22 protein-coding genes and 1 other RNA gene are annotated in these 24775 nt (G+C 71.7%); 20 read left to right on the top strand and 3 right to left on the bottom strand.

Annotated elements, in window-relative coordinates; genetic code table 11:
• Window positions 1-774 precede the first annotated feature (774 nt).
• Complete coding sequence (locus HHX40_RS26650; protein ID WP_182882788.1) at window positions 775-2364, top strand: alpha/beta fold hydrolase; 1590 nt, start codon at window positions 775-777, stop codon at window positions 2362-2364.
• A gap of 40 nt (window positions 2365-2404) precedes the next feature.
• Here the strand turns inward: HHX40_RS26650 and HHX40_RS26655 are convergent, their stop codons facing one another.
• On the bottom strand, window positions 2405-3028 hold the full coding sequence (locus HHX40_RS26655; RefSeq protein ID WP_182882789.1) for a TetR/AcrR family transcriptional regulator: 624 nt from the start codon (window positions 3026-3028) through the stop codon (window positions 2405-2407).
• A gap of 68 nt (window positions 3029-3096) precedes the next feature.
• On the opposite strand from HHX40_RS26655, the gene HHX40_RS26660 reads away from it, so the two are divergent.
• The 15 genes from HHX40_RS26660 (at window position 3097) to HHX40_RS26730 (ending at window position 20972) form a co-directional block, all read left to right on the top strand.
• Window positions 3097-4305: an FAD-dependent oxidoreductase gene (locus HHX40_RS26660; protein ID WP_182882790.1), complete on the top strand. Its 1209-nt coding sequence runs from the start codon at window positions 3097-3099 to the stop codon at window positions 4303-4305.
• Between the two features lie 148 nt (window positions 4306-4453).
• Window positions 4454-4999, top strand: a complete 546-nt coding sequence (locus HHX40_RS26665) for a YbhB/YbcL family Raf kinase inhibitor-like protein (RefSeq protein WP_259403972.1) — start codon at window positions 4454-4456, stop codon at window positions 4997-4999.
• Window positions 5000-5182: 183 nt separating this feature from the next.
• A complete protein-coding gene (locus HHX40_RS26670; protein WP_182882791.1) occupies window positions 5183-7093 on the top strand; it encodes a hypothetical protein in 1911 nt (636 codons plus the stop codon).
• 53 nt (window positions 7094-7146) lie between these two features.
• Window positions 7147-9447, top strand: coding sequence for a SulP family inorganic anion transporter (locus HHX40_RS26675; RefSeq protein ID WP_182882792.1), 2301 nt, complete (start codon window positions 7147-7149; stop codon window positions 9445-9447).
• 152 nt (window positions 9448-9599) lie between these two features.
• On the top strand, window positions 9600-10610 hold the full coding sequence (locus HHX40_RS26680) for an NAD-dependent epimerase/dehydratase family protein (protein WP_182882793.1): 1011 nt from the start codon (window positions 9600-9602) through the stop codon (window positions 10608-10610).
• A 262-nt stretch (window positions 10611-10872) separates the two neighbouring features.
• Window positions 10873-11433, top strand: coding sequence for a type II toxin-antitoxin system PemK/MazF family toxin (locus tag HHX40_RS26685; protein ID WP_182882794.1), 561 nt, complete (start codon window positions 10873-10875; stop codon window positions 11431-11433).
• Between the two features lie 251 nt (window positions 11434-11684).
• Window positions 11685-11969 carry a YiaA/YiaB family inner membrane protein gene (locus HHX40_RS26690; RefSeq protein ID WP_182882795.1) on the top strand — a complete coding sequence of 95 codons (285 nt, stop codon included), beginning with the start codon at window positions 11685-11687 and terminating at the stop codon, window positions 11967-11969.
• Between the two features lie 427 nt (window positions 11970-12396).
• Window positions 12397-13407, top strand: coding sequence for a multicopper oxidase domain-containing protein (locus tag HHX40_RS26695; protein ID WP_111701622.1), 1011 nt, complete (start codon window positions 12397-12399; stop codon window positions 13405-13407).
• A gap of 214 nt (window positions 13408-13621) precedes the next feature.
• Entirely contained in the window at window positions 13622-14371 is a 750-nt protein-coding gene (locus HHX40_RS26700; RefSeq protein ID WP_182882796.1) for a hypothetical protein, read from the top strand.
• Between the two features lie 171 nt (window positions 14372-14542).
• Window positions 14543-14917 carry a hypothetical protein gene (locus HHX40_RS26705; protein ID WP_182882797.1) on the top strand — a complete coding sequence of 125 codons (375 nt, stop codon included), beginning with the start codon at window positions 14543-14545 and terminating at the stop codon, window positions 14915-14917.
• Window positions 14918-14945: 28 nt separating this feature from the next.
• Entirely contained in the window at window positions 14946-15770 is an 825-nt protein-coding gene (locus HHX40_RS26710; protein WP_182882798.1) for a S8 family serine peptidase, read from the top strand.
• Between the two features lie 967 nt (window positions 15771-16737).
• On the top strand, window positions 16738-16929 hold the full coding sequence (locus HHX40_RS26715; protein WP_208758842.1) for a DUF6229 family protein: 192 nt from the start codon (window positions 16738-16740) through the stop codon (window positions 16927-16929).
• Between the two features lie 54 nt (window positions 16930-16983).
• Entirely contained in the window at window positions 16984-17169 is a 186-nt protein-coding gene (locus HHX40_RS26720; RefSeq protein WP_111701617.1) for a DUF6229 family protein, read from the top strand.
• A gap of 19 nt (window positions 17170-17188) precedes the next feature.
• Entirely contained in the window at window positions 17189-20065 is a 2877-nt protein-coding gene (locus HHX40_RS26725; RefSeq protein ID WP_182882799.1) for a type 2 lanthipeptide synthetase LanM family protein, read from the top strand.
• 220 nt (window positions 20066-20285) lie between these two features.
• Window positions 20286-20972, top strand: a complete 687-nt coding sequence (locus tag HHX40_RS26730) for a maleylpyruvate isomerase N-terminal domain-containing protein (RefSeq protein ID WP_310738298.1) — start codon at window positions 20286-20288, stop codon at window positions 20970-20972.
• A gap of 26 nt (window positions 20973-20998) precedes the next feature.
• On the opposite strand, the gene HHX40_RS26735 is transcribed toward HHX40_RS26730, so the two are convergent.
• Window positions 20999-21451 carry a winged helix-turn-helix transcriptional regulator gene (locus HHX40_RS26735; protein WP_182882800.1) on the bottom strand — a complete coding sequence of 151 codons (453 nt, stop codon included), beginning with the start codon at window positions 21449-21451 and terminating at the stop codon, window positions 20999-21001.
• An 88-nt stretch (window positions 21452-21539) separates the two neighbouring features.
• Between HHX40_RS26735 and HHX40_RS26740 the strand changes: the two genes are divergently transcribed.
• On the top strand, window positions 21540-21983 hold the full coding sequence (locus tag HHX40_RS26740) for a VOC family protein (RefSeq protein ID WP_182882801.1): 444 nt from the start codon (window positions 21540-21542) through the stop codon (window positions 21981-21983).
• A gap of 9 nt (window positions 21984-21992) precedes the next feature.
• Window positions 21993-22331, top strand: coding sequence for a hypothetical protein (locus HHX40_RS26745; RefSeq protein ID WP_182882802.1), 339 nt, complete (start codon window positions 21993-21995; stop codon window positions 22329-22331).
• Between the two features lie 105 nt (window positions 22332-22436).
• Here the strand turns inward: HHX40_RS26745 and rnpB are convergent.
• An RNA gene (gene rnpB / locus HHX40_RS26750) (RNase P RNA component class A) lies at window positions 22437-22827 on the bottom strand.
• Window positions 22828-23019: 192 nt separating this feature from the next.
• Here rnpB and HHX40_RS26755 point away from each other — a divergent pair.
• Window positions 23020-23994 (top strand): ABC transporter ATP-binding protein, encoded by a 975-nt coding sequence (locus HHX40_RS26755; RefSeq protein ID WP_182882803.1) that lies wholly within the window; start codon window positions 23020-23022, stop codon window positions 23992-23994.
• On the top strand, window positions 23991-24764 hold the full coding sequence (locus HHX40_RS37175; RefSeq protein WP_259402311.1) for a hypothetical protein: 774 nt from the start codon (window positions 23991-23993) through the stop codon (window positions 24762-24764). Before HHX40_RS26755 ends, HHX40_RS37175 begins: the two co-directional genes overlap by 4 nt.
• Window positions 24765-24775 lie beyond the last annotated feature (11 nt).

The raw sequence follows: 24775 nt of genomic DNA on the forward strand, positions 1-24775 counted from the left end.
CCCGCCAACGCCGCGAGCTGCTGGCCAAGGAGAACCGCGCCAACCGCGACTGAGCCAACCCCGGGGGGTTAAAGTTCCCGGAACCGCTGGGGGTCACTATCGGGAGTCCGTTGACAGATCCTGGCCATGAGTTCGCTTTCGGTGGTGTCGGGTGGTCCTCATCACCCCTACGAGGGGTCGCAACTCGGACAGGCCGTGCGCTACCTCGATCTTCCGCAGGGTCCTCATCGCCCCTACGAGGGGTCACAACTCCACATACCGGCGTTCCACGCTGAATCCGACGCCGGGTCCTCATCGCCCATACGAGGGGTCGCAACCACCTCGGGGACCATGCCGTCCTCATCGCCCCTATGAGGGGTCGCAACGCCTCGATCAAGGGCTGCACCCAGTCATGGAGGTGTCCTCATCGCCCCTACGAGGGATCGCAACACCCGGGTATGACCGGGCACGCTCTTCGCGCTGTTGCCCTCATCACCCCTACGAGGGGCCGCGCAACCCGGCTGCGCCGGATCGAGGTTGGCGGATCCCCCGTCCTTATAGGGACGGCGGCGTCCTGTTGATTCGTCGGAGCAGGCCGTTCGGTCCGGAGACTTCGCACGCGCGGTGCGCGCCCGCGAGAAAGTTTCACGCGCGGACCGGGGTGAGGTGCCCGGGAACTGCGCACCCTCCCGTACGGCCGGCGCCCCGGTTGCGGCGGGTGGCGCGCAGTGCGGCACGTCGTCCATGATCCACGCCATCCACATGATCAGGAGGCCGTGCGGGATGGCGTACCAAATGGGTGGGTCTCGGCGTGTGCTCGTCGCGGTGTTCGCCGCCGTGCTCGCGGCAGTGCTGGCCGCACCACCGGCAGCAGCCGCGCGGGCAGCGGACAGCTCGGTGGCGGCCTCGCAGGGGGCGGACAGCGCGGCGGCCGAGCGGAGCACGGACAGCACAGAGAGCACGGAGGCCGCCACAGGGGGCGCGGACAGCGCGGCGGGCCGGTTCGGGCGGCAGGAGCTGCATTGGGGCGACTGCGCGGGGGTCGCCGACCCGGCCCTGCGCTGCGCGGAGGTCGCCGTGCCGCTGGACTACCACCATCCCCACGGCCGGAAAATCACGATCGTCGTCTCACGGCTGCCCGCGACCGACCCGGCCCGCCGCCGTGGGGTGCTGCTCACCACCGGTGGCGGCCCCGGCGGGCCGGGCGTCCCGCTGCCGTCGAGCCTCGCCCCGATGCTGTCCTCCGAGGTGCGGGCGCGCTACGACCTGATCGGCTTCGACATGCGGTTCGTCGAGCGCAGCACGCCCATCGGCTGCGGCCAGGACGTGGAGGAGCCCGGCGGCTACTGGGTCCGCACCGCCACCTCCGGGAGCTTCCCCGCCGACACGGCCGAGGCCCGCGCGTACGCCCGTGCGTGTGTGCGCGCCGCCGGGTGGGCGCTGCCCCACGCCACCACGGCGAACGCCGCGAGGGACATGGACGTCATCCGCGCCGCGCTCGGCGAGGAGAAGATCTCCTACCTCGGCGGCTCCTACGCCGGCATGCTCGGGGCCGTCTACAGCACGTTGTTCCCCCGCCGGGTCGACAGGTTCGTGCTGGACAGCCCGCCCAACGCGGACACGGTCTGGCGGGCGTACGAACTGGCCCGCACCCCCGCTTTCGAGGCCGGGACGGCCGCCTTCGCCGCCTGGACGGCCCAGCGGAACGCCGACTACGGCCTCGGCGACACCGCGCAGAAGGTCACCGACGCCGTCACGGGGCTCATCCGCCGCGCCCGCACGGCCCCGATCGTCGTGGGGGGCCACGCCTGGACGTCCGATGAGGTGGGGACGCTGCTGGTGGTGGGCATCTACGACGAGCGGTCCTTCGGCCTGGTCGCGGCGGCCTTCGCCGCCCTCGCCGCGGGGCGGGAGCCGTTCGTGCCGTTCCCCCTCCGCCCGCTGCCCCCGGCCGGAGTGCCCGGCGTGCCGGTCGACAACCACACCGCGACGAACATGGCCTACCGGTGCGGGGACGGGCCGTGGCCCCGCGATCCCCGCGACTACCTGCGGGACATCGCCTCCTACAGTGAGCGGTATCCGCTGTTCGGGCCGGCCAACGCCAACATCACCCCGTGCGCCTTCTGGCCGCGGATCGAGGACGAGCCGGTGCGGCTGTCGGCCAACCGGTCTCCCGGGGTCCTGGTGACCGCCGCGCTGCGGGACGTGGCCGTGCCGATCGCCAACAGCCGCGCCGTGGCCGCGCGCATCCGCGGCTCGCGCATCGTCACCATCGACGCCCACACCCACGCGCCCTACCCCGCGTACGGCAACGCGTGCCTGAACGGCGCGGTCGACGCCTTCCTCACCACCGGGACGCTGCCGGCCGCCGACGTCGCCTGCTGAGCCCTGCTGATGCGCGTTCCCTGACGTCCGGCGCCGGGCGTCAGGGACCGGCCAGGCCGTGCAGCAGCAGGCCGGTGAGCGCGTCGACGATCTCGTCGTCCGTGGCGGCGGGCCCATGCTCGCCCGCGGTGAGGACGGCGTAGCCGAACATCGACAGCATCGCCGCCATCATCGCGGCGAGCAGGGCGGGATCGCCCGGCAATGGATGCCCGCGATCCCGCAGATACTCCAGGTGGTCCCGCAGCACCTCCGACTCGGCGGTCAGACTCGCCCAGGCGGCGCCGGAGGCCGGGCGCTCGGCGATCAGCGCCTGCATCCGCGCCGCCACGACCGGCAGGTTGGCCCGCAGCACGCTCCAGGCGACGGCCATGTGCCCGCGTAGCTGCGCCCGGTCGGTGAGGTCGTGGTCGCGGGGATGCCCGGCCGCCCCGATCTCCTCGTCGGCCTGGCCCTCCAGGTCGGCCATCAGGGCTTGGAGCAGCTCCTCCTTGCTCTTGAAGTGCTCGTAGAACGACCCCGTCGCCCGGCCCGCCTCCGCCGCGATGTCCGCGATCTTGGTGTTGAGATAGCCGCGTTCCATGAACAGGCGGCGCGCGGCGTCCTTCAGCGCGACCCGGGTCTCGGCCGCCCTCGCCTTGCGCACCCCGCCTTGACGTTCGTTCATGCGTCAAATCATACTGAACCCAGATTCGCCGAATAACTATTCAGTGAACCGAGATTCAGGAGGATGGGTTGCAGGTCATCGTGGCAGGCGGCGGAGTGGCCGGGGCGACCACCGCGCTCGCGCTGCGGCGCATCGGAGCCGAGGTCACCGTGTACGAGGCGTACGCCGACCCCGCCGGACCGGTCGGTTCGTTCCTCAGCCTGGCGGCCAACGGGCTCAAGGGCCTGCGTGCCCTCGGCTGCCTCGAAGCCGTGCAGCAGGCGGGCTTCGACGTGGCGCGCCAGCGGCTGTGGGCCGACACCGGCAAACTTCTGGGCGACGCACCACGCGGCCGCCCCGAGGGTGAGCCTCTGCACAGCGTCACACTCGAACGCGGCCGCCTCGTCGAGACGCTCCGCGCCCGCGCCGCCGCCCAGGGCGCGCGCTTCGTCACCGGCGAACGGCTGACCGGCGCCGTCGGCGACGGCGACGGCGACGGCGACGGGATCCGGGCCCGGTTCGCGAGCGGCCACACCGCCCGCGCGGACCTCCTGGTCGGCGCCGACGGCATCTGGTCGGCGACCCGGCGCGTGCTCGACCCGGCCGCGCCCGAGCCGGCGTACGCCGGGTTCTACTCCGTCTCCGGCGTCTCACGCGGCGTCGACGTCGAACCCGGCGTCTTCAACATGGTCTTCGGCCGCAAGGGCGCGTTCATCTACCTGGCCGCCCCCGGCGGCGAAGTGTGGTGGTCGGCCCAGGCCGCCTCCGCGACGCCTCCCGGCCCGGACGAGGCCGGCCTGGACGACCTCCGGGACCTCTACCGCCACGAGGAGACGCCGTCCGCACTGCTGCGCGCCGCGACGAGCGTGCGGCGCCCGACCCTTATGCACGCCCTGGCGACGGTGCCGGTCTGGCACGACGACCGGATCGCCCTGGTCGGCGACGCCTGGCACCCCGTCGGCGCCGGTCAGGGCGCGTCGATGGCGATCGAGGACGCGGTCGTGCTGGCCCGCTGCCTGGCGGCCACCGGCGACGCGCCCACCGCACAGCCCGCCGCTTTGGCAAGCGCTTTGGCCGCGTACGGGCAGGCGCGGCGGGACCGCGTCGCCAGGATGCTCAAGGCCGGTGACGACAACCGGGACGCCAAGGCCCTGGGCCCGGTCGCCCGCCGGCTCCGCAACCTGATCATGCCGGTCGTCTTCCCGTTCGCCTACGAACGCGCCACCGCCTGGCTCTACGACCACGACCCCGGAGCGGGCCTGCCGCCGGTCGGCCGGGTGCCCGCCGTACGCGGGTAGCCCACGCCGCCCTCCGTACTGACTTTTCGGTCATATTGCTCGTAGAGCGAACAAGTAGAGGTCAACCGGCCAACGCGGGCAAGGACGGCTGTACGGATCATCGCGATGCGGTCGGGGCACCTGTCCAATCCGCGTAGCATCATCGGGCATGGGGTCGCCGAGAAAATCAGCGGTCGCGGGAGCCGCCGTCACGGTGACGGCGCTCATGCTGGCCACGCAGGGCTGCGCAATCATCGGCGGCGGATCGCCGAGGAACCTCGACGTCATCAGCGTGTCCAGCCCGCAGTTCCGCGACGGCGCCCCCCTGCCGCAGGACTACTCCTGCAAGGGGGGGCAGGGGAACCCGCCTCTTCGTTGGTCGGGCACGTCGGGCGCGAAGTCCGTGGCCCTCGTGGTCGACGACAGCAGCCCGCGCGGAGGGCCGGAGGTGCACTGGGTGGTGTTCGACATCGATCCCGACACGACCGAACTGGGCATGGACGACGTCCCCCGGGGCGCCAGGCTGGGCAGGACGACGAGCGGGAAGGTGGGCTATACGCCCCCATGCCGGACCGATGGCAGCTACCGTTTCACTGTCTACGCGTTGGACGCGAAGCTCGGTCTGGAGCAGGGTGCCGGCCTCGCGCCGACGCTGGAGAGCATCGCGAGCCACACCATCGCACGTGGACGCCTCACGGCGGACACGATCGAGTGACATGCTGGGCACCGGAGGTAGTCGTGCTACACCAATCTTCACCTAGGGTGTGACAACGGTCATTGTGGTCGAGCAGAATCGGTTTCAATTGCTGAGCGCAGGTGGCCAGAGGGGGCAGGTCGCGTCGATGGCCGCGCGACCTCACCGGCGCCGCAGAAAGGCCATGGCCTTGAAGGTGGTGCTATGACTGCGGTCATTGTCGGTCTTGTCGCCGTCGTGCTTCTCGTGCTGCTGGTCGTGGCGCTGGGCATGCGGTCGATGAACCGCAGAGAGAGCGCTCTCTCCTCAGAGCGCATCAAGGCGATGGCCGAGAACAAGGGTCCCAAGCCGCGCCGACCGGCCGAGGAGACGTTCTTCGAGAGCTTCCCCAAGGGGTTCGACGCCTTCGAGGAGCCCGAGCCCGAAGCGCCCAAGCCGAGGCCGGCGAGCACCCGCCCCGGCAGCCGGCAGGCGCGGCCCGCGCAGCGCGGCGGCAAGCAGCCCGCCGCCGCCCGCGGCAAGCGCGGCGTGGACGAGTGGGGCGAGCCGGACGACTACGACGACGACTACTGGTCGCGCGTACGCGCCGACGAGGGCGGCTTCGGCGGCACGATCGCCGCGAGGATGGCCACCCCCCGGCCCGTCCAGGACACCTCAAGCCCGGCGAGCGCATCTCCGGGCGCGTCCCAGGGACAGGCGGCCGACGCCGACGCGGTGACCGTGCAGGCACCCCTGCCCGCGCGCCCCGCGGCCGGCCGCGCCGACGCCCCCGTCCCCGCCTCGGCGATGGCCGAGCAGAAGACCATGACGTTCGCCGCGCCGACGCCCGACCTGCTCGACGCCGCCGGCTCCCCCGCCACCGGCCCGTTCGACGCCCCCGCCGCCCCCCCGACCGGAGCAACACCGGCCGGTGCGCAGAGCGGCAGGCCGGGCAGGTCCGGCAGGTCGTCGCGAGCGGCCCGCCGCGCCGCGGCCGCCGCCTCCGCCGACGCGGGCCAGGCGAGCGGTTCCTACGACATCCCCCGAGGCACCGGCCCCTTCCCGGCGTCCGCGGGCACCGGCCCGTTCACCACGCCGTCGGGCACCGGCTCCTACCCGGCGACGCCGGGCGCCGACGCCCTGGACGGCGTCCAGGCGAACACCGGCCCGATGGCCGCCTCCGGGGACACCGGCTTCTTCAACCGCGCCGCGGCCACCGGCCCGTTCCCGTCCGCCGGCGGCACGGGCTCGTACGACGGTCACGCGGCCGGTTCCTTCGACGCCGCGTCGGCCTCCCCCGTGCCGGAGACCGGGACCTTCGTCATGGGCGGCTATGACCCGGCGCGCGGCAGCGGCGCGTTCGAGGCGGCCGCGTCCCCCGTTCAACCCATTGCCCAGCCCGCCGACGCCCTCGCCGAGCCTGCGCCCCAGAGTTCCTTCGACCCTTGGACGGCTCGTCAGCCGGCCCGCACCGACGCCTACGACCCCTCCCAGGCCTCGACGGGCCCGTTCCCGGCCGCGCGCCCCTCGTACTCCCCCACCCAGGAGCCGGCCGTCGGCACCCCCGCTCCCGGCAGCCAGGGCAGTGCCACCGACCCCGGCTGGCCCGTGACCGGCAGCTACCCGCCGGCCCCCGCCGCCTCGGCTCCCACTCCGGGCTGGGCGGCAGCCCGGGACGTGCTGGACGACCCCGAGCCGTCGCACGGCTCGTCCTCCTGGCCGAACGCCGAGACCTACCAGACCCCGGCCTACGACGGCTACCAGGCGGGCCACTCCGGTGAGTCCTCCTACCCGGCCGCGTCGTCGCCCGTTCCGCCCCCGGTCACACCGTCGTACGAGGTGAACCCCGGCTGGGCGTCGATCGACGCCTCCGACAGCGTGACGGGCGCCGCGCCCGGGTCCGCCTCGCCGTACGAGTCGGCGGGCTACGACGCGCCGTCGGGGCAGAGCCAGTACGGCTACGACCAGCAACAGCAGGGGTACGGCGGCACGCAGCCGTCGTGGCCCGAGCAGAACATGGGCGGAAGCTGGCCCTCCTACGACGAGCTGTACGGCGACGCCTCCACGTCGGCCGGCGGCCGTCGCCGGGGCAGCCACCGCGATCCCGACACCGACTATCCCGACTACTATCGGTGACTTTCCCGTTCCCTGCCTGGTGACGGTTTCCGTGGCTGACGTATCGTCGGCCCATGACCCTCAGTGACGGCACAATCTCGCATCGTGACTGGAAGTCCGTGCTCCGCCATGACGTTCCCGCCTCGCTGGTCGTCTTCCTGGTGGCCGTGCCGTTGTCGCTCGGCATCGCCGTCGCGTCCGGCGCTCCCGTCGCGGCGGGCCTCGTCGCGGCGGTGGTCGGCGGGGTGGTCGCGGGAGCGCTCGGCGGGTCCGTCGTCCAGGTGAGCGGCCCGGCCGCCGGGCTCTCCCTGGTCGTCGCGGAGCTGGTCCACACGTACGGCTGGCGCGCGACGTGCGCGATCACGGCCATGGCCGGGCTGCTCCAGGTCGGGCTCGGCGCGCTGCGGGTGGCGCGGGCGGCCCTGGGGGTCTCCCCCGCCGTCGTCCACGGCATGCTGGCCGGGGTCGGCGCCGTGATCGCGCTCTCCCAGCTGCACATCGTCCTCGGCGGCAGCCCGCAGCGCTCCGCGCTCGAGAACGTGCTCGAACTGCCCGCCCAGATCGTCCACAACCACACGCACGCCGTGCTGATCGGCGTCCTGACGATCGCGGTCCTGCTCGTGTGGGGCCGGATCCCGCGCCTGCGGGCCGTGCCCGCCCCGCTGGCGGCGCTGATGATCGCGACGCTGACGGCGGGGGTGTCGGGCTGGGACCTGACGAAGGTGGACCTCGGCGACGGGTTCTCCTCCGTCCAGGGGCCGCTGGCGCCCCAGGGCGACTGGCACGCCATCGCCGGGGCCGTCCTGCTCGTCGCCCTCCTCGCGGGGGTGGAGTCGCTGCTGACGTGTGTGGCGTCCAACCGCCTGCACGACGGCCCCCGTGCCGACCTCGACCGCGAGCTCACCGCGCAGGGCGTGGCGAACGTGGTGTCCGGTCTGCTCGGCGGCCTGCCGGTGGCGGGGGTCGTCGTCCGTACGACCACCAACGCGCGGGCGGGCGCCCGCAGCCGCTGGTCCACGGTCCTGCACGGCGTGTGGGTGCTGCTGTTCACCGCGGCCTTCGCCTGGATGCTCGCGCTGATCCCCCTGGAGGCGCTCGCGGCGCTGCTGCTGTTCATCGGCGTGCAGATGGTCAACCTCGGGCACGTACGGAACCTGCGCAACCACCGCGAGGTGCCGGTGTACGCCGTGACGATGGCCGGGGTCGTGCTGATCGGGCTCGCCGAGGGAGTGGCGATCGGCCTCGGGCTGGCCGCCCTGCTCGCCCTGCGCCGCCTCGCGTGGGTCTCGGTCGACGTCCGCCAGGACGGCGAGCGGCACTGGCGGGTCGTCGTCACCGGATCGCTGACGTTCCTGGGCGTGCCCCGGCTGACCGAGGCGCTGCGCGCCATCCCCGCCGGGTCGGCGGTGGAGCTCGACCTGCACCTCGACTTCATGGACAACGCCGCCTTCGAGGCGCTGCACACCTGGCGGCTGGAGCACGAACGGGCCGGCGGCGAGGTCGACGTGGACGAGCCGCACGGCGAGTGGTACTCCGCCGCGATCAGCGGCGCCCGGCTCTCCCCCGCCAGGATCCCGCCCCGGCACGACCGTTGGTGGCTGCCCTGGGCCTACCGGCGCCGCGCCCACTCCTCCGGCGCCCACTCCCCGGGTCCGGGCCCGTACGGGTCCTTCGAGGTGGTCGGCGTGGACGGCGGGAGCTTCGCGGGCCACGACGACGCCGTGATCTGCGAGCCGCAGGGCGTGCCCGACCTCCTGGAGGGGACGCGGGAGTTCCACCGCAGGACCGCGCCGATGGTCCGTCCGCTGCTCACCCGGATGGCCCGCGGGCAGTCGCCGTCGCACCTTTTCATCACCTGCGCCGACTCGCGGATCGTGCCCAACATCATCACCGCGAGCGGCCCCGGTGACCTGTTCACTCTGCGGAACATCGGCAACCTCGTGCCGCGTGCGGGCTCGGTCCCGCCGGACGACTCGGTGGCGGCGGCGGTCGAGTACGCCGTGAACGTGCTGGAGGTCCGCATGATCACCGTCTGCGGGCACTCCGGGTGCGGCGCGATGGCAGCCCTCCTCGGCGAGGTCCCCGACCTGCCGGCGTTGCGCGCCTGGCTGCGGCACGGACGGCAGAGCCTGGCCCGGTTCGTGGCCGCCGGGCCCGGCCAGGACGCCGACGACGCCGGGCCGCTCGACCGGCTGTGCCGGGTCAACGTCATCCAGCAGCTCGACAACCTGCGGACCCACCCTTTTGTGGACACGCTCGTACGGGCGGGCAGGCTGGAGCTCACGGGCCTGTACTTCGACATCGGCGCGGCCCGGGTGCACGTGCTGGAGCAGGAAGGCTTCACCCCGGTCCCGGAGCTGCGCACCACCGGCTGAGCCGCACCGGCCCACAGCGCACCGGCCCTCAGCGCAGTGGTCAGGAACGCAGTGGCCGGGAACGCACCGGTGCGCTTCCGCTGTGAGCGGACGATGTCCGCCGATCGTGAAACCGGGCGGACTCCGCGCGCCACAGCACCAAGGATGACCGTATGAAAATTCTGGTCATCGGTGGTTCGGTGTTCCTGGGCCGGGCCATCGTGGAGGAGGCGCTGCGGCGCGATCACGAGGTCACGACGTTCAACCGGGGCAGGAGCGGGACGGACCTGCCCGGGGTGGAGGCGGTGCGCGGCGACCGCGAGGTGACCGGCGACCTGTTGCGGCTCGCCGACGGCAGGCGGTGGGACGCGGTCGTCGACGTCTGCGGATTCGTCCCCCGGGTCGTCCTGGAGTCGGTGCGGGCGCTGTCCGGGCACGCCTCGCACTACACATTCATCTCCAGCATCTCCGCGTACCCGGACTGGCCCGACAAGACGGGCGTCGACGAGACCTTCCCCACCCACGAGTGCCCGGCGGACGCGGACGCCGAGTTCGGCGACTACGGCGTGCTCAAGGCCGGCTGCGAACGCGCGGTGGAGGAGCACTTCGACGGCGCCGCCCTGGTCGTCCAGCCCGGCCTGATCCTCGGCCCGCACGAGAACGTCGGCCGGCTGCCCTGGTGGCTCGACCGCATCTCCAAGGGCGGCCGGGTGCTCGCGCCCGGCGACCCGGCGCAGCCGATCCAGCTCATCGACGCCCGCGACATCGCGGCGTTCACCCTCGACCAGGCGGCCGGTGGCACGACGGGCCGCTACATGACGGGCGGTGTGCCGGGCAGGGCCACGTTCGGAAGCTGGCTCGGCGACTGCGTGGAGGCCACCGGCTCGGGCGCGGAGCTCGTCTGGGCCGACGACGACTTCCTGACCGCTCAGGGCGTGGAGCCGTGGACCGAGCTTCCGCTGTGGTATCCGGGGGCGGACGGCCTGGGTGTGTGGAACCACTCCTCCGCCAAGGCCCTCGCCGCCGGTCTCACCTGCCGTCCGCTCCGCGAGACGGTACGCGACACATGGGAGTGGCTGAAGGACATCCCGGAGGAGCGGCGCAGCTTCCGCGGCGTCCGGGTGGGCAGCGGCATGGACCCCGACAAGGAGCGCCGCGTGCTCGCCGCCTGGGACGCCCGCTGACGCGTTCCCCAGCAGGAGCGGGGTCCGGCCCCCGGAAGCCGCGGGCCGGAGCGTGATGGGACGACCACGGCGGCACCGGGCGCAGCGGCTCAGGGCCGCCCGGAGACCGCGGGCCGGAGCGCCGTGGACGACCACGGCGGCACCAGGCGCAGAGGCTCAGGGCTGCCCGTGAGGCGCACAGGCCGGAGCGCGATGGGACGACCACGGCGGCACCGGGCGCAGGGCTGCCGCCGTGAGGCGCACGGGCCGTAGGCTGTCGGGCATGCTCTGGGTGGCTCTTTCGATCGTGGCCGTACTGATCGTGCTCGCCGCGCTGGCCGGGACCGGACGTGCCCGTCAGGCGTCCCGCGGGCCCGCCCGCGGGACGTCCCGCCGCCGGCCCGCGCCACGCCCCCCGGGCGCGACGACGCGCCCGTCACGAGGTGCCCGGCCCTCCTCCCCGCCCTCCTCCCGTACGACCCGCGGCGGAACCCGGAGTGGCGCCGCCACCGATGAGCGCACCGGCCCGCAGCCGGGCGAGATCTGGTGGGCCGACGTGCCGTACGAGGACGGGCCCGGGCACAAGGTGCGTCCCTGCGTGGTGCTCAGGACGTACCACGGCGGCGCGGAGGTCCTGAAGATCACCAGCCAGGACCGGAGCGACCGCTCCGACCACGTCGAGATCCCCACCCGCACGTGGGACCCGAGCGCGGACCACAACAGCTTCCTCGACCTCACCGGACCGGTCCGGGTGCCCTCCGCCTCGTTCGACGACAGAGCGGGCACCCTCGACCCCCGCGTCTGGCGTCAGGTCTGCCGGCTCCACGAGATCTCCCCGAACTGAGCCGGGTCGCTCAGCCCACGCCACTGAGCCCACGCCACTGAGCCCACGCCACTGAGAGCGTGCCGCTGAGCCCATGCCGCCGGGGCCGCCGCCTGCGCCGAGCCGTTCCCGCGTGGCCGCTCCGGGCCGCTCCGGGCCGCTCCGGGCCGCTCCGGGCCGCGCCCCGGCGGCCTGACCGAGAGATCGTACTCATCGGTAACTGAGTATCGGCGCTCATGTCCGGGCGGCGCCGGGCGCGCAGCATGGGCGCCATGACGAAACCAGTGAAGAGCACGACGACGACGGCCTTCTACCTGCAGGCCGTCATCTCGTTCGCGATCTCCCTCGCCGGACTGGCCGCCGGGATCCTCTACCTGCCCGTCACGACCTGGGTGCGCTCGTTCCTCGCCCTCGGGCTGATGTACGTGGTGACCTCGACCTTCACGCTGGCCAAGTGTGTGCGGGACCGGCAGGAGGAGGCCACCGTCGTCAGCCGGGTGGACCAGGCCAGGCTCGACAGGCTGCTGGCCGAGCACGACCCCTTCCGCACCGACTGAGCCGCCCCCGGCGCACCCTGCACACCTGCACACCTGCATGTCCGGCACGCCCGACACGCCCCACGCGGACACCTGCCACGCGCTCCCGTCCGGCTCGCGAATCGCCACCGGACCGGCGGCGCGAGCGACAGAATGCGACGGTGCGACGACAGAACGGAGCCATCTCACATCACTTCAGTCTGGTATGTGACGAAGTCCTATCGCTTTATGTCCAACTTATTGACTTTCCTCGGCCACTATCGCCTAATTCCATCAAAAGTGATGCCCGGTGTGGTGGAAAGCATCGGGCACCCGTCTCGTCCCGCCTGGTTCCAGGGCCGGACCGCGCCCGTGGTCCGGTCCCGGCGTCACGCCGCGAGGCCCGGCCCCACCGCCGGCTCGCGGCCACGCGCCTCGCGGACGGAACGGCACAACGGATTGGGGAACCATGACCGAGGTAGGCAGGGGAACGACGCGGAGCACGTTCTCGCGGCGCGCCTTCACCACGGCGGCGACGGCCGCCGCGATAGCACCGCTGGTCGTGTCGGCTCAGGCCGACGCGGCGCCCGTCGGCAGGAACGCGACAGCGCCTGTTCGCCTGGGCAACCCGCGCCGCATCACCCTCTACGTCGAGAACCTGCCGAACGGCGACATGGGCTACGGCCTCGAGCCGGGCAAGGCCACGATCCCCGGCCCCCTCATCGAGATGGTCGAGGGCGAGACCCTCGAAGTCGAGCTGGTGAACAACGCGGACGTCACCGCCAGCCTCCATGTGCACGGAGTGGACTACGAGACGAGCAGCGACGGCACGCGGATGAACGACAGCGTGGTCGAGCCGGGGGCCCGGCGCGTCTACGTCTGGCGCACCCACGCACCGGGCCGCCGCCCCGGCGGGACCATCGAGCCCGGCAGCGCGGGCTACTGGCACTACCACGACCACGTGGTCGGCACCGACCACGGCACGGGAGGCATCAAGAAGGGCCTCTACGGCCCGCTGGTGGTCCGCCGTAAGGGCGACGTGCTGCCGGACAAGACGTTCACCGTCGTCTTCAACGACGTACGGATCAACAACCTCCCGGCCGGGCCGCACTTCCTCGCCAAGATCGGCGAGCGGGTCGAGTTCATCGTGATCACGCACGGGAGCGCGTTCCACACGTTCCACATCCACGGGCACCGGTGGGCCGACAACCGCACCGGCCTGCTGGAGAGCCCCCAGGACCCGAGCCGGATCATCGACACGAAGACCACCGGCCCGGCCGAGTCGTTCGGCTTCCAGGTGGTCGCGGGAGAGCGTGTCGGTCCCGGCATGTGGATGTACCACTGCCACGTGCAGAGCCACTCGGACATGGGCATGGCCGGGGTCTTCATGGTGTCCGATGAGAAGGGGAACGTGCCGGGCGGCCATGACATGGGCGGCATGGGCGGCGGTTCCGGCGGCGGCATGGACATGTCCCACTGAGGCGTACCGGCCCCCGCCCCACCACACGCCCGACCGCACACCCGACCACGCGCCCGACCACGCGCCCGGCCTGACGCGAGCACGTACGTCGCGACGGCAGGCGGTACGGACGCGACGCGACGGCGCCCCCGAGCCCTCCCCCGTCGGAGGGACGGGGGCGCCTCGCCGATGGAGACACCGCTTCAGATGTGGGGCGGATCAGTACGGTATGCCCGTGACTGGTGACCTCCTCCGGGCCGGGCTGGCGGCGACCGCCTCCGCCCCCACCCAGCCGGCCCTGGACTACTACGTGATCACGCCCGGGGCGGGGGCCGGCGCCGTACGAGCGGAGGGTCTCGTCGTCGAGGAGTTCGTCTTCAGCGGCGACCATCGGACCATCGGCCTGGACACCGCCGGATGGAGCGGGGACGACCGCGCCTGGTGGAGTTCGGCGGCCTTCGGGCGGGCCATGCGCGAGGACCCGGAACTGCGCGCCCGGGTGGTCGCCGTCGGCCGTACGGACGCCGAGGCCGCCTATCTCCGCCTCGGAGGAGAGGAACTCCCCGGCGAGGCGACGCTGCGGGATCGCTTCCGCGACACCCTCGCCCTTCCGGACTCCGCTCCCCTGCGCCTCGGCCCGGAGGGGGGCTCCAGCGGGTTCCACGACTCCCGGACATACCGCGTCCTGTTCGCGGGCGATCTCCGCCTTGCCGGCCTCGCCCGCCTCGCGCCGGAGGTCGTCACACTCGCCGAGAACGCCGACGACCCGCGTACCCGGATCGCCGGCACGGGCGGGCTGCGGACGGCGCGGGACGAGTTCACCTGGGAACTGCGCCGGATCGGGCCCGGCGTCGCCTGCTGCGTCGATCTCACGGCACACCTGGGCACCATGTCCGACGACGCCCTCCGGCCGCTGCTCCGGAGCCTGACCACGGCGATACGTCACGCGGGCCCGATCCCCGTGACCATCGAACGATTCTCGTAATTCTCACAAGAGGAAATATCGCCTAAGGCTGTCTTTATCACCCATTCTCGGAGTCCCGACAGAAGGGCCATCACAAACCTTATTCGAGGAAACCATGGATACTTCAGAAGAAGATGTGATATAGATCCTTTCACGTTGGTTCTGTATTGATCTGGGCTCTGGAGCGGCAGCATGGGCAAAGGGCGTGCGGGCAAGAAAACCAACAGAACCAGAATTTCGATCACGTACACGGTGCTTATCATCACGGGACTTCTGCTCGCCGTGGCGGGGGCCGTGGTGGCGATACTGGGCCTGGGTGGCGTCGTCGAGTTCAAGGGCGAGGTCGCCGGGGCGAAGGCGGAGACCACGAGCGTCGGACTCGCGGTGCTGGTGGTGGGCGCACTGCTGGCGGGGATCGTGGCCGTCAAACTGCCGGCGCAGGTGAACGTGCTGGGAGACGGTGGCCGGAGAGGCTTCACCGAGTGGTTCTCCGAGTTCGGGGTCAGACTCTGCGCCCTTCTGGTGGCGGCCGGCGTGGTCCTTCTGATCGTTTCCCTCTTCGTCTAGGCCGGCGATGTCGTGGGTCACGGCTCATATGGATGAGCGAATTGTCGAGATCGCCGGAGACGAGGGCAGCTCACCCGGCAGATATATGCAGTACGTTTTCGACGCCGGCACCGGCACGTACCTCCGTCCGGCGGACAGCGAGGAGATGCTCGCCTTCCGCGAGCGGGGCGTGAAGGCGGCGTACCTGCAGGCACAGGCCGGAGCCGAATTCGACGCGGACGCGCTCGAGCGCGCGTGGCCGGAAATCTGGCGCGAACTGACGAGGAAGCGCCCGGAACCGACGCCCGAGTATTACGCCGTCCTCGACACGGGCCTGCTCTCCCGTCACCCCCTCCTGCGAGGGCTGATCGTGGACGGGACCAACCTGACCACGGAACCCGACGGCGAGGACGCGAACGGCCACGGAACGATGGTGGCGCTCATCCTCGCGGCCGGCCTGACCCGCCGGCCGCGCCTTCTCAACGTGAAGGTCGCCGACGGAAACGGCCGCGCGACGCCCCGCGACCTGATCAAAGGGATCGAATGGGTCCGCGACTTCGCGCGGGGGACGTCGTCGCCGGTGTGCGTCAACATCAGCCTCGGCTGCTACTCACGGCGCTGGGGGTTGTTCGCCTGCGACGGCACCTGCGATCTCTGCGAGGCGGCCGTGGCGGCGGCCGCAGACGTACGGGTGATGACGGTCGCCGCCGGCAACGAGCCGAACAGGACGACGTGCCCGGCCATGGCCGGATTACGAGGGCGTGCCGACAACATCTTCGCCGTGGCCCAGCTGGGATGGGACCGCAGCGGCGTCGGAACGGTCGCCATGCCCGCCGGCATGCGATGGGTCCCGTACGAAGAGGGTGACGAATGAGCCCGGCGCTCCCCGCGCCTGGTCCGCGATGGACGGACGCCGCATCGTCTTCAGCAGTGCGTGCCCCGGCAGCGATGGCGAGCTGCGTGAGTAGCGTGGGCTGCGCCTGACCGAACGAAAGGATGTGAGGTGTGGGTGCGCCGTATTCCTGGTGCGGGGGTCACGGAGATGGTCGGACTGAGCCGGGATCGGCGGGGAGCTTACTTAGGGTCGTCGGGTACGGGAGCGGTGATGACCCCGCCGAGCAGAGTGTGACTTTCCACCATGTCCCGGTGGAACAGGACCCCGGAGAGGCGGCTGGCCGGCGCGAGCGCGGGAGCCACTGTCTCGTGCCGGTACAGGGACTCCTCCTGTGGGCCGAAGGCCGAAGAGATTACCCACGCGCCCGCCCGACGCCGGCCGAGGTGCTGGCCCGCCGCGGAGTCCAGCAGTAGGGGTACACCACGCCTGGAGGGAGGGGTGCTCGGGCCGGGGCGGCGCGCCGCCGGAGAGCTATATTCACAAATCGCGATAATTGTCGCCCGCAATATGTGGAGAATCTCCGGCACATTGGTGGGAAATGTCGCCGGACGCCCCGTGACCGGGGCTGTTCGCCGCCGTCTGCCGCGCTCCCGAACAGCGGAAACCTTCTCGCGCCCGCCTCTTCCGTATCAAAGCGGTTCGCTGGGTCGTCCCGTACATGAGCGCCGTCGCCGAGGTGGTAGTCATAGCCCGTTGCGGGAGGAACCCCCCCTGACGTGTGCTTTCGCCCCCTTGGAGGGCGTGGGCGCGTGGCGTGGAGGGTGGCCGGTCTCGCTCGCGCGTTCCGGACATCCCTTCGGCGTCCAGGCAAGCTCCGTCACAGTCAACCGCAGCTTTCGCCATTTCCGCCGAATGCCGACAAGTCTACATTTCGCCTGCTATGTATTGATTTTTTCGATCGGCTGACTAACGCTGATCGGGACGCCTAGTCATGGAGGGAGTAAGAATGCCTGTCACCCTGGATCGCTCTGAGGAGATCGTCTCCGCGTGGCGCAGCGGAGCCGACGTCGAGGGCTGGGACAGCCCGGCCGGTCCGCTGTTCATCGGCGAGTACGCCGAGTCGGAGATCACGCTGACGGCCCTGGACACGCGGAGGCCGAGCTCGTGCACGGGCGCCAACACCATTCCCTGCTGCTGATCGGACCTACCCGGTCAATGCGGATCGGAACGCACAGTCACGAAGGGAGTAGCAATGCCTCTCACACTGGATCGCTCTGAGGAGATCGTCTCCGCGTGGCGCAGCGGAGCCGACGTCGAGGGCTGGGACAGCCCCGCCGGTCCGCTGTTCATCGGCGAGTACGCCGAGTCGGAGATCACGCTGACGGCCCTGGACACCCGGCTGGCGAGCTCGTGCACCTGCAGCCGCTTCTGCTGCTGATCAAGGAAGGAGGATCCGAATGGCCGGGGACTTCGACCCGTCGCTGGACTTTTTGACCGCACCGGCGCTGGCCGGGCTGTCCGCCACGCTGGGATCGATCCCCGGCCTCACGGAGGCGGAGGCCCGGCTGGTATGCCAGAGCACCGCCGAAGCGCTGGAGGAGACCGTCCGCCTCAAGGTCAACAGGGTTCTGCTGCTGGAACTCAACGCCGCCAGAATCAGCGGAAGGCTGACCGCCGAGACGCCGCAGCTGCGGTGGCAGGAGTGGAAGGCGACGGCCGCGACGCCCGAGTTCTGGCTGTCCCTGACCAAGCACTACCCCACGATGCTGTCCAGGCTCGGCACGATCATCGACAACAGGTGCGCCGCGGCCGTGGAACTGGCCCGCAGGTTCGCCGCCGATCGCGCGGCGCTCACCACACTGCCCGGCGGTCTCCGCGGCGAGCTGGTCGGAGTCGACTTCGGGGCGGGAGACAGCCATCGCGGAGGGCACAGCGTCGTCGTCCTGCACGGCTCGCAGGGCAAGGTGGTATACAAGCCCCGGTCCCTCGCCGTGGACGAGGCGCTGGCGCGGCTGATCGACCGCCTGGCACCCCAGCTGCCCGCCGGCAGCCGCATCCGGGTACCCGACGTGCTGATTCGCCAGGGGTACGGCTGGGCGGAGCACATCCAGCACCGCTACTGCGCCGACGAGACGGAGCTGCGGTCCTTCTACCGCGGTGTCGGGCACTGGCTGGCGCTGATGCGGCTGATCGGCGGCAGCGACCTGCACATGGAGAACCTCATCGCGGCCGGTCCCGCGCCCGTCGTCGTCGACTGCGAGACGCTGTTCACCCCGCACGTCCCGGCCAAACCGTCCGGATACGGCGACGCCGTCGACCAGGCGACCGACCTGCTCAGCGGATCGGTGCTGCGCACCGGACTCCTTCCCGGACGCGGCGTCTCGCTCGCCTGGCGCGGCGTCGACATGTCCGCCGTCGGAGGCCTGCCTGGCCAGCAGCCGTACACGCAGGTGCCGGTCGTCGTCGACGCGGGCACGGACATGGCGAGACTGGGAATGGAACGGGTCGAGCTGGGAGCGGTGAGCAACCACCCGAGCCCCGATCCGATCCTCGTCCACTACTGGGATCTGGTGCTGTCCGGATTCAGCGAGCTGGCCGAGCACCTCGACATGCTGGATCGGCGGGGTGAGCTCGCCGGGCTGCTCACGGACTTCGCCGACCGTCCGATCCGGGTCGTGCTCCGCGCCACCGAGGCGTACGCCGAGCTGGCCCGCATGTTGTGGCACCCGGCCTCACTGCACGACGAGCCGACCGCGATGGGCAAGGCGGCGGGGTTGCTGGCCCAGCATGCCGAGAACCTGCCCGGCGCGCCATCGGACCCCGAGGTGATCGACGCCGAGGTGGCCGAGTTGCTGGTCGGCGACATCCCCTTCTTCGCCACAACCCCTGCTCGCGGCCGTCTGGACGGCCCTGGCAGAACCTCGTACGGAGACGAGCAGGACCTCATCGCGGACGCGCTGCGGCGCTGGCGCGACCGTGACGCGGCCCTGGACCGTGAGGTGATCCGGTCCGCTCTGGTCAGCGCCTACCTCAACGAAGGGTGGATGCCTGCCAACAAGCGTATGACCGTGCCTCTCATCCAGCACCAGGACCTCGAGCGGCGCCGGCGCCGGATCGCGGCCGGGATCGCCCGCAGCATGCTTGACACGGCGGTCCGGGGCGACGACGGCACCGTCACCTGGACCGCGCCGGTGCTCACCTCCGACGGCTGGTTCGTACAGTCGCTGTCTCCCGACGTGTACGGCGGGGCGTACGGGGTCGCCATCACCCTGGCCGCCTACGTGAGTGAGACCGGGCAGGGCAGGGCCGACGAGGTGCCGGGGCTGGACGGGCTGCTCGCCGATCTCCTCCATACGATCAGGCTGGCCGAGGAGCGCGACGCGGAGGCACGCCGCACCGGGCCGCGGCGCCGCCCCGCCACCCCAGGTGGCTATGTCGGCATCGGCTCGCAAATCTGGAGCTGGCTGCTGCTGCGCAGGCTGGGCACCGTCGGCTCGCAGGAGGCGGTCGCCCGGGCCGGCGCCCTGGCGGGGCAACTGCCCGAGGCGGTGGCCGCCGACGGGGTGTACGACCTGCTCACCGGCATGGCAGGCGCCATCGTGCCGTTGCTCCGCCTGTCGGAACAGACCGGTGACCAGCAGTGGTCCATGCAGGCCGACCGCATCGGGGAGCGCCTGCTCTCACTGGCCCACATCGACGACCGGGGAGCACGCTGGCCCAGCACCGCCTTCCCACAAGGGTTAGGCGGGGTCTCACACGGCGCCACCGGGATCGCCTGGGCGCTGGCCCGGCTCGCTGACAGTGCCACGGCCGGCGCTGCGGACTTCCGCGCACTGGCAGACAGGGCCTTTCTGTACGAGGAGTCACTGTACGACCCGGCGGAGAAGGGCTGGCGTGACCTGCGTGAAATGGACGACCATCGCGTGACCTCCAGCGCATGGTGCCACGGAGCCGCCGGCATCGGCCTCGTCGCGGCCGACCGGCTGGCCCGCGAAGGTGCCCCGCGCTGGGCGGACGTGCTGCGCCGGGCCGCCGCGTCGTCCTGGTCGAGGGGCATCGGCTGGAACCACACACTCTGCCACGGAGACCTCGGCACCTGGGAAATCGTGCGCCACGCGATCGATGTGGGTGTCGGGCCCGAAGAGCTGACGCCGGAGTACCTCGCCGCGTACGTGATCGGCAGCATGGACGAGCACGGCCCGGTGAGTGGCCTTTCACGTGACGCCTTCAGCCCAGGTCTGATGCCGGGAGTGGGCGGCATGCTCTACCAACTACTACGCCTGCACCCCGACACCTCCCTCCCCTCCGTCCTGCTCCCTGACCCGGAGAACTGACCGCCCCGTCTCCTCTCCTGCCCGCCCCGGTTCTTCGTGCCGCGGTGCGCTCTACCGAAAGTCGGAGTGGACCGAAGCCATGGCGTCCTCGGTACCGTAGCCGAGGACCGTGGCCAGGGCACCGGTCACGCCGGCGCCGTTCAATCCCCCGCGTCTACTGGCGTGGCAAACTGAGGCGGCGCCAGCAGATCAGGGCGCAGCCGATGCTGAGGAAGGCGAGGTGGATGTCCTCGTGGCGCCGAAGTACCGCACGGATCTTTTCGCGCGCTCGTGGACGGCGTTGCGCAGGGCGGTCGCCGAGCTTCCGGATGAGGACTTCGCCCAGCGGTCGGGCTGTGCCGGCTGGCTCGTGCGGGATCTCGTGTGCCATCTGGTCATCGACGCGCAGGATGTCCTGATCACCCTGGCGACCCCCGTGGAGACGGAACCGACCCGCGACGCGGTGACCTACTGGGAGGTCGCCACGACGCCGCCGACCGGCGACGACCCGCTCGACGCGCTGGTCGTCCGGCTGGCCGCCGCGTACGAGGAGCCGCGGCTGCTCAAGTTCCACCTCGACGACGTCGGCTCCGCCGCAGGCCGTGCCGCCGGGCTCGCCGACCCGCACCTCCGGGTCGGGACCCGCGGCGAGGTCCTCACCGTGGACGCCTACCTGTCCGCGTACGTCATGGAGTGGACACTGCACCACCTCGACCTGGTCGCGCACCTGGCGGACGCCGCGGGACCGCCCGCGGAGGGGCTTGCCCGGTCCCGCGAGATGCTGGAGAAGATCGCGGGGAGCGCGTTTCCCTCGTCGTTCTCAGACAGGGACGCGCTGCTGGTCGGCACCGGACGGCGAGCCCCCACAGACGCGGAGAGGACCGAACTGGGCGAGCTGACCACGAGACTCCCGCTCGTCCTCGGATAGCCGCGGGGTCCGGACCGTCGTCACGGTCATCCGGCCGAACCCGGGCCCGGGAGGAGATCGACGTCGTCGGCGTGCATCGGCTCCCCGCAGTGACTGCAGCGTGGGTCGACGTGGCCGATCTGCCCGCAGGCGTGGTGACGGTACAGGACGGGAGGCCCGGCCTCGCCGGCGAGCCAGCGGTCACCCCACCGGGCCATCACCATGAGCATCTCGACGAGATCCACACCCTTGGCGGTGAGGTGGTACTCGTAGCGGGGACGGGCGTCGTAGGGCAGCCGTTCGAGCACACCCTGTTCGACCAGGTAATTGAGCCGCTCGGTGAGTACCTTGCGGGAGATCCCCAGGTCGGCCTGGATGTGGTCGAAGCGGCGCACCCCGGCCCACACGTCGCGCAGGATCAGTGGCGACCAGGGCTCGCCGATCACGTCCAAGGTGCGCGCGATGGAACACGCCATCTCCCCGAACCGCGTTCGCTGCATGGCAGCAATCTAGCAAGTGGGGTTCCCTTACGAAACCTCGGGTGTTACCTTTCTCAGCGTCTCTTGAAGAAACCTCGAAAGGGATCCGATGACATTCGTAAGGCGCTTCGACCACGTCGGGATCACCGTCGCCGACCTCGACGCCGCGACGGCGTTCTTCGTCAGCCTCGGTCTGGAGGCTGATCAGAAGATGGCCGTCGAAGGCGAGTTCCTGGACACGGTGATCGGCATGACCGGCGCCCGCACCGAGATCGTCATGCTGCGAGCGCCCGGCGGGGGTACGACGCTGGAGCTCTCGAGCTTCACGCGGCCGGACCACCTCCCGGGTTCGCCTGCCGCGCCGGCCAACGAGCTGGGCCTGCGCAACGTCGCCTTCGAGGTGCACGACCTCCAAGCCGCGGTCGGCCACGCCGCGGCCGGCGGCTACGGCCTGGTGGGGGGCATCGGCGAATACGAGGGCGTGTGGCGGATGGCCTACGTCCGCGGGCCCGAAGGAATCATCGTCTCGCTGGCCGAGCGCATCGAGAAGTAAGGAGACATCATGAGCACGACCGTGACCGACGAACAGATCCGGGCTCTGGCCGCGACCGCGAAGCCCTACAGCCTGGCGCTCCTTCAGTGGGGGCCGGAGCGGACCATGGACGGCGCCGACGCGATCGAACTCGAACACCAGCGACGCATGGTGTCGCTGCGCGCCGAGGGGGTGATCGCGATCCTGTGCCCGGTCGCCTCCGACACCGTGGCCGGCGTCGTGATCATGACCGTGCCGGCCGAGGAGGCCGCGGAGATCATGGCCGGGGACCCCTGCGTTCGAGCCGGGATGCTGCGCTGCGAGGTCCACCCGTGCCACGGCTTCCCCGGAGACACCCTCCCCGGATAGGTGATCCCGGCCGGGGGCGTCTGTTCCCCGGTCCCCGACGGGTCGCTGCCGGGGTTGGACAGCGGCACCCGGCCCGCGCCAAGGCCCTGATCAGAGATGTGAAGGTGGACGAGCCGGCCTGTAGGCCGGGTTCTGTGGTCAGCCACGGGGGCTGACCGGCGGCCATCCATCTAGGACCGCCGTTGCCGGCGGCCTCAAGCGGTCTACCCGCGCGGCTCGGGCGGGCAGCCCTCGAACGTCGCGCGCGGGACGTTCCGGAGAACGTCCCTTCTTGACCTTGCTCCGGGTGGGGTTTACCGAGCCGCCCACGTCACCGTGGGCGCTGGTGGTCTCTTACACCACCGTTTCACCCTTACCCCTGGGAAGGGGCGGTCTGTTTTCTGTGGCACTGTCCCGCGGGTCACCCCGGGTCGGCGTTACCGACCACCCTGCCCTGTGGAGCCCGGACCTTCCTCGGCAGAGCGCGAGGCCCTGACGCGGCCGCCCGGCCGGCTCGTCCGCCGTGAGGACAAGCCTATCGGCTTCCGCTCCGTTCCCCGGCACGGCCGGAAGTCATGTGAGGATTCTGCGAGTTCTCCACCCGGGGCGGGCGGGCCGGCGGCAGCGGCGCAGGCCACGGGGGGACCGCTCACAGAGATCTCACAGGCTCTCTCCCGGAACGCCAAGACGCGTGGGCCAGCCTGAGCGCATGATTGAGATACGCGGACTGACCAAGCGCTACGGCGATGTCACGGCCGTCGACGGGCTGAGCTTCGACGTACGGCCGGGCGTCGTCACCGGCTTTCTCGGCCCGAACGGCGCGGGCAAGACGAGCACGATGCGGATGATCCTCGGCCTCGACCGGCCGACGAGCGGAAGCGCCACGATCGGCGGACGGCGCTACGCCGATCTGCCCACGCCGCTCCGCGAGGTGGGCGCGCTGCTTGACGCGCACGCCGTGCATCCGTACAGGAGCGCCGCGAAGCACCTGCTGGCCCTGGCCCGCGGCAACGGCATCGGCCGGCGCCGGGTGGACGAGGTGCTCGGGCTGGTGGGGCTGGCCGACGTCGCGGGTCGCCGCCCGGGCGGGTTCTCCCTCGGCATGAAGCAGCGCCTCGGCATCGCGGCGGCGCTGCTCGGCGATCCCGGCGTCGTGCTGCTCGACGAGCCCGTCAACGGGCTCGACCCGGAGGGGATCCGCTGGATCCGCTCCTTGACACGCGATCTGGCCTCCGAGGGCCGCACCGTCCTGCTCTCCAGCCACCTGATGAGCGAGATGGCGCTCACCGCCGATCACCTGGTCGTCGTCGGCCGCGGGCGGCTGCTCGCGGACACCGGTCTCGACGCGTTCGTACGGTCCGCGGCCCGGGAGACGGTCCTGGTCCGCACGCCGGCCGCGCGGCCGCTCGCCGCCCTGCTCGAAGAGGCCGGCGCGACCGTACGGCCCGGCGCCGGGGACGAGTTGCTGGTGACGGGGGTGTCCGGCGCCGCGGTCGGTGACATCGCCGGCGCGCACGGCGTCGTCCTGCACGAACTGACGCCGCGGCGGGCCTCCCTGGAGGAGGCGTACCTCGAACTCACCGGCGGCAGCGCCGATTTCGCCTCGGCCGGCGCCCGGCCCGCGCCCCCCGCCGAAACCGAAGCCACCACCACATCCATGACTGCCAGCGGAGCCGCCCGATGACCGCGTACGACGTCCTGCGTTCGGAATGGGGCAAGTTCCACAGCATCCGGGCGACGCTCGGCTGCCTGGCCGGGGCCCTGGCGGCGACCGCGGCGTACGGGTACCTCTTCGGGCTGGCCGACGCCCGCCGGTATCTGGCCGGGTCGGCGGCGGACCGGGCGGCCTTCGATCCCACCGACACGGGCTTCCGCGCTCTCGTGCTCGCGGGGGTGCTCGTCAGCGCGGTCGGCGTGCTCGCCGTGACGTCGGAGTACGCCTCGGGGACGATGCCGGTCAGCGTCGCCGCCGTGCCCAGGCGGGGCCTGCTGCTCGGCGGCAAGGCCGCCGTCGTCGCGGTGGTCACGCTCGTCGCCGGGCCGCCGATGGCGCTGGTGTCGTTCACGCTGAGCCAGCTCTCGCTGGCCGCGCGGAACGTGCCGAGCGCGGGCCTCGGCGACCCGGGCGTGCTGGGGGCCGTCGCGGGCGCCGGCCTGTTCACGGGGCTGGTCGGACTGTACGGCGTGGCGCTCGGGTTCCTGCTGCGCAGGTCGGCGGGCGCCGTCTCGCTCGGGACTTTCCTGCTGATCCTGCCCGGCATGGCGTCCCTGTTCCCCGATGCGCTGGCCGAATGGATCGTCGCCTGGTGGCCGAGCGCGGCGGGCGCGCGGGTGTTCGCGGTCCATCCGGGGTCCGGCGGGCCGGCCCCGCTCACGGGGATCGGGGTGCTGGCCGCCACCGTGCTCGCGCTGCTGTGCGCGGCCGCCGCCGTCTTCCGGGCACGGGACGTCTGAAGGCACGTGAT

This window comes from Microbispora sp. H10949 (assembly GCF_014161435.1).
Lineage (GTDB): Bacteria > Actinomycetota > Actinomycetes > Streptosporangiales > Streptosporangiaceae > Microbispora > Microbispora triticiradicis.